The organism is Streptomyces sp. NPDC048483 (assembly GCF_040651455.1).
In the GTDB taxonomy this organism is placed as follows: domain Bacteria; phylum Actinomycetota; class Actinomycetes; order Streptomycetales; family Streptomycetaceae; genus Streptomyces.
Genome location: NZ_JBEZJZ010000019.1, coordinates 47,238 through 65,146 on the forward strand (window position 1 = coordinate 47,238; position 17,909 = coordinate 65,146).

Here is a 17,909-nt window from a genome sequence, read left to right on the forward strand (position 1 = left end):
CGCCAAAAGGGCGGGGCTAGATGCGGGGGCGGGTGCGGCGGGAGCGGCTGGTCAGGGCCTGGCTCATGACTTTCGCGACCACGGCGGGATGGAACAGTACGGTGGGCGCGGCCACCATGTTGGCCACCCGCGCGAATCGGGACCACACCCGTGCGTCCCGAACAGACACCTCGAAGAGGTGCTTGTTGTACCAGTGGGCGATCCTCGCCATCACAGGCCGGCGGTCCGGGTTCCACATGAGATCCGAGTTGCTCGACAGGGTCCACGGAGTCAGGACAATGCGCGCCACCGCCCGCTGAAATCCCCTGCTCAGACCGTCGAGGCCGGTCCCGAGCGCCCGGTGTTTGCCCAGCGTGCGATGGAGAAGATCGGCTTCCATCGCGGCAACGGTCAGGCCCTGCCCGTAGACGGGGTTGAACACACAGACCGCGTCGCCGATGGCAATGAGGCGGTCCGGCCAAGCCTTCATCTTGTGATACAGCCGCCACTGATTGTTGACGTTGGTGTAGCGATAGGTCGCCTCTTGGCCGCTGCGGCCTTCGATCTGCTCGGCCAGGTGGGGGTTGTTCAGACTCTTCGCAAAATCCAGGTAGGCGCTGTTCTCGGTGGGCGGCAGCTGGTCCTCGAATCCGAACAGCGAGCACGTCCAGCGGCTTCGCTCCACTGCCAGCAGAACACCGCCCCGGGGGGTGTGGGGCGCGAACGTCATTTGGTAGGCGACGTTGAAGTCCGGGGTGCTCTTCTCCGACCGGTCGAAGTTCATCGATGTGTACGTGATCTTCGCCTTCACCACGCGCTTCTCGGGCACGGGCAGGCCCATCTCCGTGAGCCAGTTGTCCAGAGCGCTGGCGCGCCCCGAGGTGTTGACCACCAGGTCCGCTGCCAGTTCCGTGGGCTGCTCGGCACCTTCCGTCCGGTACTGCACCCGGTCCACCGTGCCGGGGCCGGCCATTCTCAGGCCATCGCATCGCGTGGACGGCAGGAGCGTCACTTCCGGCAGGGCGAGCACCTTGCCGCGCAGGCGCCGCTCCAGTTCGTCCCGGGTGAACGTCTGGACCTCCACGCCCGTCCGCTGACGCGGGGCGAACCCGGCGGGCAGGAGGAAACTGATGTGTTCTCCGTAGTCGAAAACCGGTGCTCCGATGTCCTGCAGTTCCGCACGGAGCCCCGGAAAGTATTTCTCCAGGACCTCGGCGCCCTTGGCCAGCATGGCGTGGGCGTGGTACCCCTGCGGGACGTGCGGGCGGGTACCCGTGTGTTCGTCCATCGGGTCCTGTTCCAGGATGACCACTTCAGAGAAGTGATCGGCCAGTACGCGGGCCGTCACGAGGCCTGCGTACCCTCCACCGATGACCACCGCCTTCCCCCATTTGCCACCGTGCTGGACAGCTCTGGTCTTCATGGGTGCATCCCTCTCCGTCGAGCGTGCCGGCCCGCTGCTTCACCAAGGAAGCAGACGCTGCGGCCGGGACAGCGCCGCACCGCTGACGCGGCCGGGCAATTCTGGTGAGGTACCCCCGTGAACGCCGCATCGTCCGTCGGCCGCGGGGCGCACGGCGGCACGACAGGGGTGCGCGACCACCGGCTATGCCTCAACCCGTGCCTGCGTCCAACGCCCCTGGAGGCACGGCACCTGCCAGCCGCAGGGCGTCAGCGGCGTGATCAAGGTCGTCGCACCCGTCAGGGGAAGCGGCCGCCGTAGTACGGGCCGTACAGCACACTGAGACGGCCATCGAACGGCTCTCGCGCACCACCCCTCATGAGCCATGACAGTTCGTCATCATGTACGCCGCCAGCGCCGGTTCCCTGGCGCTCGGGACCACGCGGTCGGTCAGTTCGCGATCGTCCGCAATGTGGTGGCACCACTGGCCAAGGCGGTCTTCGCGCTCGCCGCGGGATCGATCGCCGGGCTGTTCGGGCTGACCGCCGCCTATGCCGTACTTGCCGCCTCCACAGCGCTGTTCGTGTCGGCCTGGTTCCTGATGCGGCCCGAAGAGCACATCTCGGCGGCGCTGCGATCCGAAGGGTGACAGAGGATGGTCTTCTTCCCGCGGGCCGGGGTCTCCTGGTACGTACGGCATCTCCAGCGTGCGGATGGACCGGCCCTGCATCTGCGGGTCAAGAGGGCCAAGCATGGTGCCGTCGCCGGCCGGGCCCGATGCGCCGGCCCCGTTTCCTGCCGTTCCCTGAGCAGGAGCCCTCCTCTGAAGGACCCTCGACGCCATCCGCTGCGCCGCCCACCAGCCGTCAGGTCCGGGTGGCGCTCCCTGCCAAGAAAAACCTGGCACGTCGCGGCGAGGGGCGGTACGGTCATCGCGATGACTACTCCTTCTCTTGACAGATTGGGGGTCCCCTCCGCGCAAGGTGAGTGCTGATGCTCACTCACACCGCGAATGGGGATTCCCGCCTTTCCTTCTGGCTGCGCGTGCGTCAGTTCGCCGTGCCGCCCTCCATGATCGAGACTGCGACCGCCCGTCGTGCTGCCGGTGACTGGGCGGGGGCGTGCGCCGCCGCAAACATCGATGTCGATCTCGATATGCGTGCTGTGGCGCGTACCCATGGCCGGGAACTCGCGGCCCAGGTCCGGGCCGATCTCCGCCAGCTGGCTCCTGACCTGCTGCGCTGGCACCTGCCGAGGATCGCTCCTGACGGGCTGCTGCGCCCAGGTCTGACCCTCGCCTTGGCCCGGTACGACACCGCGGGACGTGAGGGCGCACACCCCGTGCACCTCGTGGCCCGGACTCCGCCGGCTTGGGCGGATGCCGGTCAGCGGATCAGCCTCGCGCTGTGGGACGGATCCCACTCCGAGGCGAGCGCCTGCCGTCATCCGCATCCCCATCCCGACCGGCGGTTCCGCCTCGACCTGCACCGCCACCTGTGGGATGCGCGCAGGACCGATGAGCTGCCCCTCCGGTCCGGGGCCGATCGGCCGTCCGTCGACGGGCGTTCTGCAGGGCACCCAAAACTGCTGGGGATGGTGCCGCAGGGAGGCCGTTGTGCCGTTGACCGGTGGGCGGCCGAGGCGGGGATCCTGCTCCGCGCCGAGGGGCGGCGCCACGGCGCCTTCGCCGTGCGGTTCGGGGCCCGGCATCGGTTGATCCTGGACCTGGTCGCAGACAGGGACGGTGCCGGACCGCCCGTAGTGCGGATCGCGGCGGCGTCCAAGGACGGCGGCGCCCCCGCGCTGCCGGTCCTGCCCGACGCGGCGACCTGGGTGCTGCCCGACCTGGAATTGATCCGCACCGGTGTGATCGAGGTCGATCGGCTGCACCCGCTGGTCGCTTCTGCGCTGGTACCGGATTGTTCGCCGATCGGCTCGTCCCGGATTCCGGACCGGGCGGGACAGCCACGCCTCGTTCAGTGCCGGGGAGCCGAGCACCGGATCGGCCTGGTCAACGGGGTACTGGCCCCGCTGGACCACGACCCGGCCGAGATCCGGCGGGAGGAACTGCTGGCCGCGCTGTCCGGCACTCCGCTGCCCTGCCTGCAGGCCATCGATGACGCACACCGTCGTCCGGACTGCCTCGCCGGCGTCCGCGAGCGCCTGGACCATGGCGACACCGCCGGTGCGCTGGCCGTCGTCGAGGGCCTGCTGGGCCCCGACGCCGTGCTGCGCAGCGGCGCACTGCTGGACGCACTGGAGGCGGCCGCGCAGCGGCGGATCACCTACGGGCTGTTCCGGGCCGGCCTGGTCGGCCCCGGACCCGGCCGCATCCGCCCAGGGCAGCGCCGTCCCCGCGACCACCGTTCGCGCCCCCGCCACTCGATCGCTCGCTGATCCGGGGACTCCGTCCTCTCCTGCACACCCACTCGCCACACCACGAAAACCAAAGGTGATCACACATGCCCACACACCCCCCGTTCGCCACGCCCCGCATCCCCTCCGACCCGATCCACGCTCCCCAACTGGACGTCGCCGACGAGCTGTTGACCCTGTTGCGCGACGTCGCCACCGAACCGCGCCCCGACACCCAACTGGAGGCCCTGACGCTGGCCGTGTCCGCCGACCTGCCGGTGCTTTTGTGGGGTGAGCCGGGGATCGGCAAGACCGCGGCGCTGACACAGCTCGCCGAGTCCCTGGACCTTCCGCTGACCACGGTGATCGCCAGTGTGCACGAGCCGTCCGACTTCTCGGGCCTGCCCATCATCGGAGACGATCCCGCAGAACAGGGCGTCCCGATGGCCCCGCCGGACTGGGCCGTGCGCCTGGTACGGGCCGGCCGGGGGCTCCTGTTCCTGGACGAACTCTCCACCGCGCCACCGGCCGTTCAGGCCGCTCTGCTCCGCCTCGTGCTCGAACGGCGGATCGGCGCCCTGCAGTTGCCGCCGGGGGTCCGGATCGTGGCTGCCGCCAATCCGCGATCCTCGGCGGCCGACGGCTGGGAGCTGAGCCCGCCTCTGGCCAACCGGTTCGTTCACCTTCAGTGGGCCCACGACCACGACGTCGTGGTACGCGGCCTCGGTGGAACGTGGCCGCGGGCCACACTGCCGCGGCTCGCCCCGGACAGGTTGTCGGAGGCCGTGGGTTTCGCCCGCCGCGCGGTGTGCGGGCTCCTCTCCGCCCGCCCCGCGCTCGTACACCGGCTGCCCAGCAACGAAACCCGCCGGGGCGGCCCCTGGCCGTCACCTCGCAGCTGGGAGATGACACTGTGTCTGATCGCCTTCGCGACCGCGGCCGGCTCCTCCCGTGACGTGCTTTCCCTGCTGGTCAGGGGCACAGTGGGGGACGGTCCAGGGCTGGAGCTGCTGGCGAGCCTGGACCGTATGGACCTCCCGGACCCCGAGGTGCTGCTCGCCGACCCGGCGGGTACCGCCCTGCCCGAGCGGGGGGATCTGCGCCAGGCCGTGCTGGACGCTGTGGTGGACGCGGTCCGCAAGCGCCCGGAGAAGTCCCGCTGGGACGCGGCGTGGACCCTCCTGGTCCGGGCGGTGGAGACCGGAGCCCCTGACCTGATGGTCGTCCCCGCGACCACCCTCGCCTCACTGCGCCGCGCGGACTGGGACGTTCCGGCATCGATCGAGCGACTCGCCGGAGTGGTGTCCCTGTCCCAGCGGGCAGACCACGCGGCAACCCGGACCGCGGCGGTCGCCTCGAAGGCCGGACGATGATGCCGGGCACATCGGGAGCACTGGGAGCACTGGACCTCGACAAGCTCTTCGCCGCCCGACTCCACGCCGCGCGGGTCCGGCCCTACTTGGCGACAGCACTGTTCGCCCTGCACACCGTGGAGTCGGGGCGGGTACCGACGATGGCCGTCGACCGGTACTGGCGGTGCTATGTCTCGCCGAGGTTCGTGGACCATACGCCGGTGGAGGAACTGGCCGGGGTATGGGTGCACGAGGTCTCGCACCTGCTGCGCGACCACCACGGCCGCGGTGACCGGGTCGCGCGGGAGCGCGGGCTGACCGGCCCCGGGGAACGCCTGCGGATGAACATCGCCGCGGACTGCGAGATCAACGACGATGTGTTCGGTGACGGGTTGGCCCGGCCCGAAGGCGCCGTCGAGCCCGCGTCCTTGGGGCTGCCCGAGGGCGAGCTCATGGAGGACTATCTGCGCCAGTTCCGGCTCGGGCCGTATACGCAGAGCGTGACCTGGCTGGACTGCGGCAGCGGCGCCGACGGACTGGAACGCGAGTGGGACCTGGGCCCGGACGGCACACACGCCCTCAGCAAGCAGGAACAGGACGCGGTGCGGTTCCACGTGGCGCAGGGCATCACCGCCCGCCCGGGGAACGCCCCGAAGGGGTGGCAGCGGTGGGCGGAGGAGGCGTTCCACCCCCCGCAGCCGTGGCGGGAGTTGCTGGGAGCGGCGGTCCGCTCGGCAGCCTCCGGCTCCGGCGTCGGCGAGGACTACACCTATGGCCGGCCGTCGCGGCGCTCGGCCGGGGTGCCCGGCGCTGTGCTGCCGAGCCTCCGGCGCAGGCCGCCTCGGGTCGCCGTGGTCATCGACACATCCGGGTCGGTCAGTGACGCCGAACTGGGCAGCGCGCTCCTCGAGGTCGCCGCGATCTCCCGTGCCGTGGGCGGCCGTCGGGACCAGGTCACCGTGCTCCCCTGCGACGCGGCCGCCCCGGTCGTGCACCCGCTGTGCCGTGCCGAGGGAATACCGCTGGTCGGCGGTGGGGGTACGGACCTGCGAACGGGCTTCACCCGAGCGCTCCGAACGCGGCCCCGACCGGATGTCATCGTGATCCTGACCGACGGGCAGACACCCTGGCCGGACACGCGACCCCCCTGCCGGACGGTGGTGGGTCTGTTCCCCCGGCATCAGTCGGCCCGGTCGTGGGACGAAGACGATCCCGACTACGTCCCGAACTCGCCGCCGGCGTGGGCACAGGTGGTGGACATCTGCTCGGCTCCGGCTGCTCGGTGAGCCAGAGGCCGTCGAGCGGGTTGAGGTCTGGTGCGCCGGGCAGCGCGACGGACAGGTGACGCAGCTCACCAGGAAACGGTGACACGACGTTGTCGCGGGCAGCTGTGACGGTGGACGGCATGACGATCACAGATGAGGACTGCCTCGCCGAGACCTTGGCATTCAACGCCCAATTCGAGGCCACTGCCGCGCGCCGCCCGGCTCGCGACGGGAAGCCGGATGCGGCCACGCTCGCAACATTGCGTCGTCACCGCCTTGGTGGCGATACCCCACCGGTGACACTTCCACAGGGCCAGGACCGCGTCATTGCGGGCGGGGTGAAAGTGCGGGCGTTCGTGCCGGACCGCGTCGACGGCGTGTACCTGCACCTACACGGAGGTGGCTGGGCGTTCGGCTCCGCGGGCGGGCAGGATGAGAGGCTGTGGCGGCTGGCCGAGCACACACGGCTGGCCGTGCTGAGCGTGGAATACCGCCTCGCGCCGGAACACCCGTTCCCCGCCGGACCCGACGACTGTGAAGCGGCCGCCCGGTGGCTGGTGGACCACGCCACAGCGGAGTTCGGTACCGAACGGCTGCTGATCGGTGGCGAATCGGCCGGCGCCCACCTGAGTGTCGTCACGCTGCTGCGCCTTCGCGACCGGCACGGCATCACCGGCGCATTCGGGGCGGCCCATCTGCTGTATGGCCCGTACGACCTGTCGATGACGCCCAGTCAGCGATCCTTCGGATCCAAGCGGCTGTTGAGCAATACCGACTCGCTGCGAGGCACCTACGAGTTGTTCACCCCAGGAATGGGCGCGGAGCGGCGCCGCGATCCCGAGGTCTCGCCGCTGTTCGCCGACCTGGTCGGCTTGCCGCCCGCCCGGATCGTCGTCGGCACCGAGGATCCGCTGCTGGACGACTCACTGTTTCTGGCCGCACGGTGGCAGGCGGCAGGTGCACCTGTGCAGCTCGGCGTCGTCGCCGGTGCGATGCACGGCTTCACGCTGTTCCCGCTGACCATCACCGAGCGGGAACTGCGACGCGAGCGGGAATTCCTGTCCGCGGCGTGACGTAGCGTCGGCATCATGAACCGCACGGCCCGGCTCTATGCGCTGGTGGAAGAGTTGCGCGCGGCAGCGCCGCGGCCGCTCACGGTCGCGGCGCTCGCCGCGCGATTCGAGGTGAGCACCCGCACGGTGCAGCGCGACCTTCAGGCGCTGATGGAGACCGGAATCCCGGTACGGACCACATCCGGTCGGGGCGGGGGCTGGTCGATCGACCCGCAGATGACGCTGCCCCCCATCCGCTTCACCACTGACGAGGCCTCGGCGTTGGCCGTCGCGCTCGCCGCGGCCGACGCCTCCGCTCCCTACGCGGCTGCGGCTCGCACGGCAGCCCAGAAGCTCGCGGCCTCGATGACCGGTCCCGCCTCGACGGCGTCCCAGGAACTCGCCGCACGGATCGTTGCGCTGCCGGCGCGGAACGACTCCGCGGTCCGCGCCGCGGTGGAACAGGCCCTCACCCGAAACCTGGTGCTGCGGCTGTCCTACCTCGACGCGGCGGGACGCGAAAGCGACCGCGTGGTGGAACCGGCCGGACTGCTCACCGCCAACGGCCGGTGGTATCTCATCGCCTGGTGCCGCACCCGCCGGGCCGGCCGGGGATTCCGGCTGGACCGGATCGCAGAAGCGGTTCCCACCGGTGAGCAGGCACAGCCCCATGACCTGAAGGAACTGCTGCTCAACTCGGCCGCCGCCGGTGCGGTACAGCCCACCGCGCTGGCCTCACTCACACCGCCGCCCTGACCATCCGAAGGCGCCACCGGCCCGGCGAACCCATCCGGTCACGGCGCTGGGGACGACCGAGCCGCTCAGCGTCCTGAGCGGCCCCAGGCGTGAAAACCCTGACGCTCTCCGGTACCGCAACGAACCGAGTGCAGGCCGTTGAAGGGGAGACGGGGTCGACGATTGCCCCCACGCTCGTTCTGTCGTGCTGGACCGCCTGGTACAGCTGGTCGACCTGGTGGATCGATCCGCGCGCCGACGATTTGGGCATACGCGGGGGAACGGGGATGCGGGAGGTGAGCGGGTCGCTGCCGGCGTCGGCTCAGGTGGTGACGATGCGGCGGGCCGAGAGCATGGCCTGCCAGGACGACCGCGACGAACTCGCCCTGCATGATGCGATGACGGGCGAGCAGATCGCCTTGTACGACCTCGAGGAGCTCGCCGTCGACCCTGACCGCGACGATTTCGACGATGCCCACGTCCTCGATGCGGAGCATGTGCTGGTCACGGTCAAGGTGCACCAGCAGGGTCACCCACCGGAGGTCCGGCATTGGCTGTTCGAGGCGGCGATACTCCAACCCCTCGGCCGGCTGCGATACCCGGGATCGGTCAGCGAGGAGGTGACCCCGCTCGGCGACGGCACCTGGCTCACCCGGGAGGGCGGGCAACTCCACCACTGGGCGCTCGCCTGACCGTCGTCCAGGCGTCGCTCGCCGGCAGCCGGAGCCGGTCGCGACGGATTCTTCGGCCTGTCGGCGGCTGCGGCACTAGGAGGGTGTGCTGGTCAGGGGCTCGTCAGAGCTCGACCGCAGGGTAGGTCTCGACGTAGTTGTCGCCGTCGGCGCCGTAGTACGTGCACATACGCGCCATCAGATCGACGTCGTACCGGACAACGCCCGCCTTCCAGCAGCCCTGAACGAATTCCGGGAACGTGGTCAGGCCGCCCTGATCGGCCCGGAGTGCCCCGATGAGCGCTTCCCGGTCGAAGGGCGGTATGTCGACCGTGCCGGTGACCAGGGGTTCGCCCTGGACGGCGACGGGCCCGGCGTCGGAGAGGTAGAGCATCGCGTTGGACGGCACAGCCATCCTGCACCGGGTGATCCCGGCCTGGCGGAGCGTCTCGGCGAGGTAGGGGAATCCGCCGACCGTGGGGCGAATGGCGGCCGCGCGCTCGAGGGCGGCCTGCAGGTTGGTGATCGCAGTGGTCATGACGTTCTCCGGGCTGGGGAGGAGGAGGTGCCTGATCCCCCCTCGGCACCGTATGATGACAACACACTCACACATCGACAACATGTTGTCAATCAGGAAGGAGGGTGTTCGTGGCTGACGAGATGGCCTTGCTGGTGGCCGATGTCTTCGAGGCGGCCGGAGCGCTCCGCAGGTCGGGGGAGGCGCTGGCGGCGACCGAGGGGCAGACGCAGGCTCGATGGCAGCTGCTCAGCGCCGTTTCCGGCGGTCCGCTGACCGTGGCCCAGGCGGCCCGCCGGCTGGGAGTCGCCCGCCAAGGAGTGCAGCGCATCGCCAACGACCTCGTCGGGGAGGAGCTGGCGGCGTTCCGGACCAACCCCGATCACCGCAGCTCACCACTTCTGGAGCTCACGGCCTCCGGACACCGCATCCTGAACAAGATCACGGACCGGGCCACCGAGATGCACCGCGCCATGGCCGCCGACCTCACCCCGGCCGAGCTCGCCGCCGCCCGGGCTCTGCTGCAACGCGTCATCGAACAGGTGCGGCGATACGACGAGGGCGCACCGGCGACTTAGCGGCCGACGTCCCGGTTTGCGTACAGCATCCCGGGCTCCTGGTCCGCCCCTCCCTCGAACAGCTTGCGGCCGAGGAAGTCCGGGTCGCGGTGCATGTGGCCGACAGGGAACGCGCCCTGCGCACGATGATCGGCGCGCCGCGGCCGGGCGGGTGGCTGTGGGCAGGAGACGCCGATCCGGCATCGCTGCCACTGATCTGCCTGGACGAGTACGGGCCCGAGCAGGCCCACGTCTGCGGCCTGCGACGTCTTGGAGGCGGCGACGATCAGACAGGTGCACGCCAGACTGGTCGCGGCAGGCCTCGCGACCGGCGAGGAGATCGATCGGCATCTCGCGAACGTCACTTCGGGCCGCCTCGACCTCGCCACCTCCCCGATGATCTCCGCGTGGGGCCGCCACCCATGAGGCCCCGCCGGCCCGGCCCGCCCGCCGTGCGGATGTCAGCAGCGCCATGGGTGGGGCTGCTGATGGCTCGTCCCTTCTCGGAGGGCTTCGAGCTCTGGCAGTACCGGGGGGGGCCGGACCCTGAACTCATGGCGGCCCGGCTTGATCTGCAGGCCCGTTCAGCCCGCGCGAGCAGGCTCGTCCGGACAGGCTCATCCCCTTTGCTCAGGCCACCGGATCCGGGTCCTTCTACGTGCTGTGGCGGTGCGGCGACCGTACGGACCTCGCCAACCCTCCCTGTTGTCCTCTGCGGTGACGAGGGCGACCGGGAGGAGCTTTCCAAGGGGCACGCCGAGTACGTCGCCCGGCTGGAGCGGACCTTCGGCCTTGGCCTGCCGGAGGACCACGGCGCCATCACGGACGCGGCACGCGAGGCGTACGGCCAGCGCTTCGCCGCCTGGTTGCGGGAAATCTCGCCGCACAGGTGCGAGATCCCCACCCGAACCGCCCATAGGGATGGCGTGAAGTCTTGATCAAAATCGTGTGGCTCTGTCCACGTCGAAGAGCAGCGTTTCCCGATGAGTTCCGAGTTCCGGAGGCGCCACAGCTGCCGGCCCCGGCAGGCAGCGGACAGCAGCACGGGACAGGCAGGAGACACTGGCCGGCGCCCGGCCGACTGCCGCCGGTCGTAGGCACCGGCAAAAGCGCTGGTTACAGGGGCAGGAGCGTGGTCACGACCGCGCCGTCGCCGGCAGAACCGCGGTCGGCGCGACCGCCTCCCGAACTCATCGACAACGACATCCCGGCGCAGCCGGTGCCTCCCGCAGCCGTCAACAACTGCTGTCGTGAGTCGTCGATGCAGCCACGGTGGCCGTGCTCGCCGCGGCCGTGGCGCTCCCGGAGGAGGTGGCCTTCAGCGTCGCTCCCCCTGGACCGTCGGCCCTGTCGCCGGCCCTGTCGCCGGCCCGCCGTCGCGTCGTGACGGCCGACAGTGTCAGCGCGACCAGGGTCAGTGCCGCCGAGGCGAGCGGGAGCCAGCGGTCGCCGAGAACGGTGAGGGCGAGGCTGCCGGCGCCGCCCGCGGCGGCCATGCCCAGGTACAGGGCGCTGCTGTTGAGGGAGATCAGCAGCGGCGCGCTGGGTGGATCGATGGAGGCCAGGCGGTGCGGCAGGGCGACCGCGACGGCCCAGCCGGCGAGGGGGGAAACGGCGGCGTAGAGCAGTGCGCCGGTCATCGTCGCGGAGATCCAGGGCAGGACGAGGAAGGCTGCCGCGGCCGCGCTGCCGCCCGTGAGCAGGACGGTGCGTACGCCCAGCCGGTCGACGGCCCGGCCGCCCAGCCAGTTGCCGACGACCGAGGCGATGCCGGAGACCAGCATGATCAGGCTGAGCCGGCCCGTGTCACCTCCGGTGGCGGGGCGTACCACCGCACCGAGGTAGATGTAGACCACGTTGATGGCCAGGAAGAACACCAGGGTGGTGATCGCGGCCCCCAGGACGCGGCGGTTGCGCAACGGGGCCAGGCGGGTGTGCAGATCGGGGGCAGCGGCCGGTGCCGGGAGGTCGCGCAGCAGGAGGGTGAGGCCGAGGAACGCTGCGGCACCCAGGGCGACCACCAGCCACATGGTCAGCCGCCAGTCCGTGCGGCCGAGGTAGGTGCCCAGCGGGACGCCGAGCGCGGTGGCCACGGTCATGCCGCCGAGGACGGTGGCCAGCGCGCGGCCGCGGCGCTCCGGCGGCACGAGGGTGGTGGCGACGGCGTTCGCGGTCGGGGTGTAGAGCGCGGCGCCGGCCGCGGCGAGGACCCGAGTGGCCAGCAGGGCCGGGTAGTTGGGCGCTACGGCACTCAGCGCGTTGGCGAAGGTGAAGACGGTGAGCGCGGTCAGCAGTACCCGGCGGCGCGGCCACCGGGCGGTGGCGGTCGCGAGGACCGGGGCGAGCACGGCGTAGGACAGCGCGAAGACGGTGACCATCTGGCCGGCCGCCGGAACGGAGACGTCCAGGTCATGGGCGACGAGGCCGAGGATGCCGGCCGTCACCATGGAATCGGTGCCGACGGCGAAGGTGCCGAGGGCGAGCAGAAGCAGACGGAGACGCACGGGCGTCCTTCCCGGTACAGGTGACAGGGCAGGTGAGCGAGTAAGTTTGACGTGTGTCAAACAATAGAGACTGTTGGATTGATGTCAAACAGATTTGGGAAATAGAGTTGACCGGGTAGGGCCGGGCGAGGCCGGATGAGTGCGGAAGGAGGCTGTGCCGCGGTGGTGAACGACGTCGGTGCGGGTGACGGTGAGGGCACGCTGCTGGAGCAGCCGGCGCCCGGGGACATCCAGCTGGTGAAGGTGCTGCACGCGCTCGGGGATCCGACGCGGCTGCATCTGCTGTGGATCTACGCGAGCGGGGAGCAGTACGACTGCTCGTCGGACCGGCTGGGGCTCGGGCACCTTCACAAGTCGACGGTGTCGCACCACATGCGGATCATGCGCGAGGCCGGAATCACCAGCACGCGGGTCGTGGGACGCAACCGCTATGTGCAGCTGCGCCGCGCCGACCTCGACGCACGGTTTCCCGGCCTCTTGGAGGGCCTGCTGAAATCCCTTGAACGGGAAGGGGCCTAGCCAGGTCTTCGTCCGGGCGAAGGCGTGCTCGACGCGGGCTCGGACCTGGCGATGAGAGGTGTGGTGCTCTTCCTTCCAGGCCGGTAGCTCGCACTGGTCCCGCTCGCGACGGTGCGGGATGACCAGACCTGTTCCCCGGTAGCCGCCGTCGGCGATCACCGTGGCGGTCCCGACGGCGTCTTTCGCGCCGGACAACGCCCATGCCTTGCAGTCATTTCGATTGCCGGGCACGGGGCCGGCCGACCGCCACGACGAGCCCGGTGTCGGCGTCGATGATGACCTGGTGATTCGTGGAGTAGCGGGAGTTCTTCGACTGCTCGGCCACCATGTGATCGCGTGCGGGCGTACCAGGGTTCCGTCCACCATCAGCACGGCAAGTTCGTGCGCCAGTACGCTGCAAACAGCGGTATCCGGTCCGCCAGTGGCGGCCCCCACGGCCGACCCCGCCGCACTTCGTCTGCGCCTTCGCGGCGCAGCGCGGTCGCCAACTTGCCCAAGCAGTGCGGGCTCAGCCCGGTGAACGGGGCTGTCCAGGACGACTCCGACGCCGTGATCGTTCCAGCCACGACAAGATCGTTTCACCGCTTCCTCCGGTCGGTTCCGCGCGGGGATGACAAATCAGGACGCGCGCGGAACGGAGGAAAAGAGCCCCTGCTGGGGTGGTTGTGGTGACGGGAAGTTCGGGCCTGGTCGGATCGGCCCCGGCGGCGGCTTTCGACGCGGCCGGCTGGGTGGTCCGCGGCGTGGACCGGGCGCCCGGCTGTCGGACGAGCGTCATCGCGGACCTGCGAGATCGGCACGTGCGGCGGGCCGCATTACAGTCGGCTGATGTCCTGGTCCATGCCGCTGCGCTGCACGCCCCGCACGTCGGGCGCCTGGCCGATGAAGAGTTCCGCGCCGTGAACGTCGGCATGACGGCGGAACTCCTCGACAACGCCGCCCGCCTCGACGTCCGGCGTGTTCTCTACATCAGCAGTACGAGCGTCTACAGACACGCCCTGGTGCCCACCGACCGCGCGGTCTGGGTGGACGAGCAGCTCACGCCGCTTCCCCGGGACATCTATGACGAGACCAAACTGGCCGCCGAGGATCTGGTCGCCGCCTGCAGCGTTTCCTCGGTCACGCTGCGCACAGCGCGATGCTTGCCGGAGCCACTGCCCGTGCTGGCCCGCCATCTGCTGCACCGGGCGGTCGACGTGGCCGACGTCGCGACGGCGGGGGTCCTGGCCGTGACGCACGCCGCCGCGGCCGGCACGTTCAACATCTCCGGGCCGCACCCGTTTCACCGAGACGACTGCCTTGCCCTTCACCGCGATGCAGGCGCGGTCCTCGCCGGTCGGGCTCCGGACGTCTTCGAGGCATTCCGCGACCGGGGGTGGCCAGTGCCCGATCGCCTGGACCGGGTGTACGACTCGGCCGCCGCCGCGAACACCTTCGGATACCGCCCTGTTCGCGGAGTCCGGCAACTACTGCGCGATGCCGCTGACGGGCCGAGCGCACGAGTGATCCGACGACAGTCCCGCCGGGCGCGGGTCCGGCGCCGCCTCAGTTCCCCGGCATGCCCCTTTCCCTGGGCCCGGCCTAAGCCAACAGGCCAGGACCCGCTCAACAACGCCATAGCCGCCGGATCGGAACCCACCGGACCCGCATCGACTCGAACCTCATTTGCGGGACATTCCTTGATGCGCCGAAACGGGATGGAGAGTGAATTTGCTCGGGAACTCCAGAATTCCGCTCTCCCGAAGAGTCGTCAGCCACATCACAAATGACTTCCCGGAAGAGGACGGACAAACTGTGGTGCAGATCTTGACGGAGGAAATTGACGCCCTGTCGGCAACGAGTGCGAGTGAGCGGATTCCTGCCGCAGTGGTGCTCCCTGGCCGCGGGCAGCTTGGATAGCCGGCGCGACCGCCGCCCGCGGGCGCGCGCGGCGGCGCCTGGACGAAGAATTTGGGCGCTGGCACGAAGCGGTAGCTGCAACCGCTGAAATGCCGCCTCCCCCTCGCACTCTCCGCCGGACCGATGGCGACGCCATCTCGGGCAGCTTGCGTTACCTCGAGCATTGACCGTTCTGCTGACTTCGGCCGCTCCGGGACAATCCTTTTCAGCCCAGGAAACTCAACCGCACCTGGCGGTTCGGGTTATCGACATTCGTATCGACCAGGCACACCGACTGCCACGTTCCCAGCTCCATCCGCCCCCCGACCACCGGAAGGGTCGCGTGGGGCGGGACCAGTGCGGGGAGTACGTGGTCGCGGCCGTGGCCGGGGGTGCCGTGGCGGTGGTGCCAGCGGTTGTCGGGCGGGAGGAGGTCGCGGAGGGCGGCCAGGAGGTCGTCGTCGCTGCCGGCGCCGGTTTCCAGGATGGCGATACCTGCCGTGGCGTGCGGGACGAAGACGTTCAGCAGGCCGTCACGGCCGTCGGCCACGTCGCGGAGGAAGGCGGCACAGTCGGCGGTGAGGTCGGCGACGGTCTCCGTCGAGCCGGTCGTGAGATGGAGGGTGCGGGTGGTGAATGCGGTGCTCATGGCTCCATCTTCGTACGAGTGCCCCGCCGGGCCCATGGCGCTGCGCCCGCCCGTCGTCATGCCGGTGCAACAAAGGTCCACCAGCCGAGACGAGGTTTGACCCCTCTCGGAGCGCACCGCTACGTTCGGCGACATGTCTACGTCAGCCCTGCTCACCACGCGCGGTCATATCGACCTGCTGCGGGTGGCGTCTGCCGCGTGTCGCCGCGGGCGCTGAAGCTGACCCTGACCCTGACGCCGAAAGGCTCTCGCTGATGGTGCGTCAGTTGTTCTGATGCCTGGGGGCTGTCCCCCGGTCGCTCTCTTCGCCGGCTGTTGCCGGCTTCCGTTCGTTGCGTGTCGCCTGTGCGCCGGCAGACACCCTGCCTCCTGCGCCACGCGTCCCGCTCCCCCGCCGTGGAGTTTTCATGACGCTCGACCAGGCCGTGCCCGGTCAAGCCCCGCCCGATACATCAGCGAATACCGTACACACCGCACACACGTTCACGCCCGACGCTGCCGCGCCCGGCGCGGGCGCCTCGCCCGAGCTGGTGCGCGTCCTTCCCGTTTCCGGGCGTCGGCGGTCGGCGCCGCGCCGGCTGCGCCGCGCGGCGGGCCCCCTGGGGCTACTGGTGGTGTGGCAGGTGCTCAGTGCGAGCGGTGTGCTGCAGGCGGACATTCTGGCCTCGCCCGGCACCATAGCGGCCACCGCCGGTGATCTGGTCGCGGACGGGACGCCGCCTTCGGCGATGCTGGTATCCGTCCAACGGGTCGCCGTGGGACTGCTGTTGGGTGGCGTGGCGGGGATTGCGCCGGCGCTTGCGTCGGGGCTTTCGCGGCTGGGTGAGGATCTGGTCGACGCGACCGTGCAGATGCTGCGTTCCATCCCCTGGGTGGGCGTGATTCCGCTGTTCATCATCTGGCTGGGGATCGGCGAGGCCCGCCCCGGCGCCGCCGTGGAGGTCGGCGGGCTGGTGCGGGCCTTCGACGGCCGGGCCGTGCTCGACGACCTTCAACTGACCACCCGGGCAGGGGAGTTCGTGGCGCTGCTCGGGCGCAGCGGCTGCGGGAAGTCGACGCTGCTGCGGGTGCTGCCGGGCTCGACCGGGAGATCGAGGGTGAGGTGCTGGTGCCGCGCCGGAAGGCGGTGGCGTTCCAGGCGCCGCGGCTGATGCCGTGGAAGCGGGTCTGGCGGAATGTGCTGCTGGGGCTGCCGGGCCGGCCCGAACGCGACGCTGCCGTAAGGGCGTTGGAGGAGGTCGGGCTCGGCCATCGGGCGGATGCCTGGCCAAGGACGCTCTCCGGAGGGGAGGCACAGCGGGCGTCGCTGTCCCGCGCCCTGGTACGGGAGCCCGATCTGCTGCTCGCCGACCGCGCGCTAGTCATGGAGGACGGCCGGATCGCGTACGAGACCGAGGTGGCGCCGCCCCGGCCGCGCGATATCTCCGATCCGGGGTTCGCCGCGCTGCGCTCCCGGCTTCTCGACCGGTTGGGTGTCGAGGGGGCGGCGGTGGCCGTGGAGGGCGGTGGCGAGGAGGCCGGGGCCCGTGACGGCGCCGAGGCCCCGGTTACGGCGGCCCCGGGTGCCGAGGCCCCGTCCCGTACGGACAGCGCGCCCCCACCCCGTACGGGTACCGCACCCCCACCCCGTACGGACACCGCGCCCGTCCCCCTGAGCACAGAACGGACATCACCCCATGAGACCACGGCACCTCGCCCCCGACCTCCTGCTCCCGCTCGCCCTGGTGACGGCCGGATGCGGTGGTTCCGCGCAGGCCGGCGGCGCTTCGGGCGGGACCGGCAGGCGCACCGACGGCAAGGGCTCGCTGACGCTCAACGTCGGTGACCAGAAGGGTGGTGCGGAGGCGCTGCTGCGTACCGCCGGCGAGCTGGACGACCTCCCGTACAAGATCAAGTGGTCGACCTTCACCTCGGGGTCGCCGCTGCTGGAGGCGGTCAACGCCGGGGCCGTCGATGTCGGCGCGGTCGGCAACACGCCGCCCGTTTTCGCCGCAGCGGCGAACTCCAAGATCAAGGTGATCGCCGCGGACCACAGCAGGTCCGACGGTGAGGCGATCCTGGTGAAGAAGGGCCCCCCGCTCAGGAAGCCGGCCGATCTGAAGGGCAGGTCGATCGCGGTGGCGCAGGGCAGCTCTGCGAACTACCAGCTGGTCGCCTCGCTCAAGAAGGCGGGACTGCCGCCGAAGGACGTGAAGCTCACCCACCTCCAGCCGGCCGATGCGCTGGCCGCGTTCAGCCGGGGCAAGGTGGATGCCTGGGAGATCTGGGATCCGTTCACGGCGCAGGCCCTCGACCAGGCCGACGCCCGGGTGCTGACGACCGGTCAGGGTGTCGTCATCGGCCTGAGCTTCCAGGTCGCCGCACCTGCCGCGCTGGACGACAAGAAGAAGTCCGGCACGTTCGTCGACCCCCGCTTCAACGGTGACCTGCCACCTTCGGGCACGGCGCCGCGCACCTACGGAAAGGCCTCCTGA

The 17,909-nt window shown here is 70.4% G+C and carries 18 protein-coding genes and 2 pseudogenes; 15 read left to right on the plus strand and 5 right to left on the minus strand.

The features are described 5' to 3' along the window. Positions 1-16 precede the first annotated feature (16 nt). The gene (locus AB0D04_RS12975) at positions 17-1,402 is read right to left on the minus strand and encodes an FAD-dependent monooxygenase (RefSeq protein WP_362702380.1); all 1,386 of its coding nucleotides are present in this window, start codon (positions 1,400-1,402) and stop codon (positions 17-19) included. 364 nt (positions 1,403-1,766) lie between these two features. Here AB0D04_RS12975 and AB0D04_RS12980 point away from each other — a divergent pair, with 364 nt between their 5' ends. The 7 genes from AB0D04_RS12980 to AB0D04_RS13010 all read left to right on the plus strand — a co-directional run bounded on the left by AB0D04_RS12980 (position 1,767) and on the right by AB0D04_RS13010 (position 8,832). Continuing rightward, positions 1,767-2,030, plus strand: coding sequence for a hypothetical protein (locus AB0D04_RS12980; RefSeq protein WP_362702381.1), 264 nt, complete (start codon positions 1,767-1,769; stop codon positions 2,028-2,030). Positions 2,031-2,374: 344 nt separating this feature from the next. Next, positions 2,375-3,778 (plus strand): hypothetical protein, encoded by a 1,404-nt coding sequence (locus tag AB0D04_RS12985; protein WP_362702383.1) that lies wholly within the window; start codon positions 2,375-2,377, stop codon positions 3,776-3,778. A gap of 65 nt (positions 3,779-3,843) precedes the next feature. Then, positions 3,844-5,109, plus strand: a complete 1,266-nt coding sequence (locus AB0D04_RS12990) for a MoxR family ATPase (protein ID WP_362702384.1) — start codon at positions 3,844-3,846, stop codon at positions 5,107-5,109. Then, complete coding sequence (locus tag AB0D04_RS12995) at positions 5,106-6,374, plus strand: VWA-like domain-containing protein (RefSeq protein WP_362702385.1); 1,269 nt, start codon at positions 5,106-5,108, stop codon at positions 6,372-6,374. The genes AB0D04_RS12990 and AB0D04_RS12995 overlap by 4 nt, the downstream gene beginning before the upstream one ends. A gap of 104 nt (positions 6,375-6,478) precedes the next feature. After that, on the plus strand, positions 6,479-7,426 hold the full coding sequence (locus AB0D04_RS13000; RefSeq protein ID WP_362702387.1) for an alpha/beta hydrolase: 948 nt from the start codon (positions 6,479-6,481) through the stop codon (positions 7,424-7,426). 15 nt (positions 7,427-7,441) lie between these two features. Next, entirely contained in the window at positions 7,442-8,161 is a 720-nt protein-coding gene (locus AB0D04_RS13005) for a WYL domain-containing protein (RefSeq protein ID WP_362702388.1), read from the plus strand. A 275-nt stretch (positions 8,162-8,436) separates the two neighbouring features. Then, complete coding sequence (locus AB0D04_RS13010; RefSeq protein ID WP_362702390.1) at positions 8,437-8,832, plus strand: hypothetical protein; 396 nt, start codon at positions 8,437-8,439, stop codon at positions 8,830-8,832. A 103-nt stretch (positions 8,833-8,935) separates the two neighbouring features. Here the strand turns inward: AB0D04_RS13010 and AB0D04_RS13015 are convergent, their stop codons facing one another. Beyond that, positions 8,936-9,349, minus strand: a complete 414-nt coding sequence (locus AB0D04_RS13015) for a DUF1398 family protein (RefSeq protein WP_362702391.1) — start codon at positions 9,347-9,349, stop codon at positions 8,936-8,938. Positions 9,350-9,459: 110 nt separating this feature from the next. On the opposite strand from AB0D04_RS13015, the gene AB0D04_RS13020 reads away from it, so the two are divergent. Continuing rightward, positions 9,460-9,906, plus strand: a complete 447-nt coding sequence (locus AB0D04_RS13020) for a MarR family transcriptional regulator (RefSeq protein ID WP_362702393.1) — start codon at positions 9,460-9,462, stop codon at positions 9,904-9,906. A gap of 83 nt (positions 9,907-9,989) precedes the next feature. Beyond that, positions 9,990-10,311 (plus strand): annotated as a pseudogene (locus AB0D04_RS13025) (SAM-dependent methyltransferase); the annotation flags it as partial. A gap of 809 nt (positions 10,312-11,120) precedes the next feature. Here AB0D04_RS13025 and AB0D04_RS13030 read toward each other — a convergent pair. After that, on the minus strand, positions 11,121-12,389 hold the full coding sequence (locus AB0D04_RS13030; protein ID WP_362702395.1) for an MFS transporter: 1,269 nt from the start codon (positions 12,387-12,389) through the stop codon (positions 11,121-11,123). 162 nt (positions 12,390-12,551) lie between these two features. On the opposite strand from AB0D04_RS13030, the gene AB0D04_RS13035 reads away from it, so the two are divergent. Beyond that, positions 12,552-12,908 carry a transcriptional regulator gene (locus AB0D04_RS13035; RefSeq protein WP_362702397.1) on the plus strand — a complete coding sequence of 119 codons (357 nt, stop codon included), beginning with the start codon at positions 12,552-12,554 and terminating at the stop codon, positions 12,906-12,908. On the opposite strand, the pseudogene AB0D04_RS13040 reads toward AB0D04_RS13035, so the two are convergent. Next, a pseudogene (locus AB0D04_RS13040) lies at positions 12,909-13,474 on the minus strand (transposase); the annotation flags it as partial. Between the two features lie 93 nt (positions 13,475-13,567). Here AB0D04_RS13040 and AB0D04_RS13045 point away from each other — a divergent pair. Beyond that, positions 13,568-14,677, plus strand: coding sequence for an NAD(P)-dependent oxidoreductase (locus tag AB0D04_RS13045; RefSeq protein WP_362702399.1), 1,110 nt, complete (start codon positions 13,568-13,570; stop codon positions 14,675-14,677). Between the two features lie 335 nt (positions 14,678-15,012). Here AB0D04_RS13045 and AB0D04_RS13050 read toward each other — a convergent pair whose 3' ends face one another. Next, a complete protein-coding gene (locus AB0D04_RS13050; protein ID WP_362702401.1) occupies positions 15,013-15,435 on the minus strand; it encodes a YjbQ family protein in 423 nt (140 codons plus the stop codon). A gap of 133 nt (positions 15,436-15,568) precedes the next feature. Between AB0D04_RS13050 and AB0D04_RS13055 the strand changes: the two genes are divergently transcribed. The 4 genes from AB0D04_RS13055 (at position 15,569) to AB0D04_RS13070 (ending at position 17,909) form a co-directional block, all read left to right on the plus strand. After that, the gene (locus tag AB0D04_RS13055; protein WP_362702479.1) at positions 15,569-15,652 is read left to right on the plus strand and encodes a putative leader peptide; all 84 of its coding nucleotides are present in this window, start codon (positions 15,569-15,571) and stop codon (positions 15,650-15,652) included. A gap of 190 nt (positions 15,653-15,842) precedes the next feature. Beyond that, on the plus strand, positions 15,843-16,586 hold the full coding sequence (locus AB0D04_RS13060; protein WP_362702402.1) for an ATP-binding cassette domain-containing protein: 744 nt from the start codon (positions 15,843-15,845) through the stop codon (positions 16,584-16,586). Further along, positions 16,544-17,260, plus strand: coding sequence for an ATP-binding cassette domain-containing protein (locus AB0D04_RS13065; RefSeq protein ID WP_362702404.1), 717 nt, complete (start codon positions 16,544-16,546; stop codon positions 17,258-17,260). The genes AB0D04_RS13060 and AB0D04_RS13065 overlap by 43 nt, the downstream gene beginning before the upstream one ends. Then, a complete protein-coding gene (locus AB0D04_RS13070) occupies positions 17,160-17,909 on the plus strand; it encodes an ABC transporter substrate-binding protein (protein WP_362702481.1) in 750 nt (249 codons plus the stop codon). The genes AB0D04_RS13065 and AB0D04_RS13070 overlap by 101 nt, the downstream gene beginning before the upstream one ends.

Coding starts and splice junctions, on each gene's coding strand:
- AB0D04_RS12985 (WP_362702383.1), top strand. CDS start 2,375: ATGCTCACTCACACCGCGAATGGGGATTCCCGCCTTTCCTTCTGGCTG.
- AB0D04_RS13055 (WP_362702479.1), top strand. CDS start 15,569: ATGTCTACGTCAGCCCTGCTCACCACGCGCGGTCATATCGACCTGCTG.
- AB0D04_RS13005 (WP_362702388.1), top strand. CDS start 7,442: ATGAACCGCACGGCCCGGCTCTATGCGCTGGTGGAAGAGTTGCGCGCG.
- AB0D04_RS13050 (WP_362702401.1), bottom strand. CDS start 15,435: ATGAGCACCGCATTCACCACCCGCACCCTCCATCTCACGACCGGCTCG.
- AB0D04_RS13060 (WP_362702402.1), top strand. CDS start 15,843: ATGACGCTCGACCAGGCCGTGCCCGGTCAAGCCCCGCCCGATACATCA.
- AB0D04_RS12990 (WP_362702384.1), top strand. CDS start 3,844: ATGCCCACACACCCCCCGTTCGCCACGCCCCGCATCCCCTCCGACCCG.
- AB0D04_RS13015 (WP_362702391.1), bottom strand. CDS start 9,349: ATGACCACTGCGATCACCAACCTGCAGGCCGCCCTCGAGCGCGCGGCC.
- AB0D04_RS12975 (WP_362702380.1), bottom strand. CDS start 1,402: ATGAAGACCAGAGCTGTCCAGCACGGTGGCAAATGGGGGAAGGCGGTG.
- AB0D04_RS12980 (WP_362702381.1), top strand. CDS start 1,767: ATGACAGTTCGTCATCATGTACGCCGCCAGCGCCGGTTCCCTGGCGCT.
- AB0D04_RS12995 (WP_362702385.1), top strand. CDS start 5,106: ATGATGCCGGGCACATCGGGAGCACTGGGAGCACTGGACCTCGACAAG.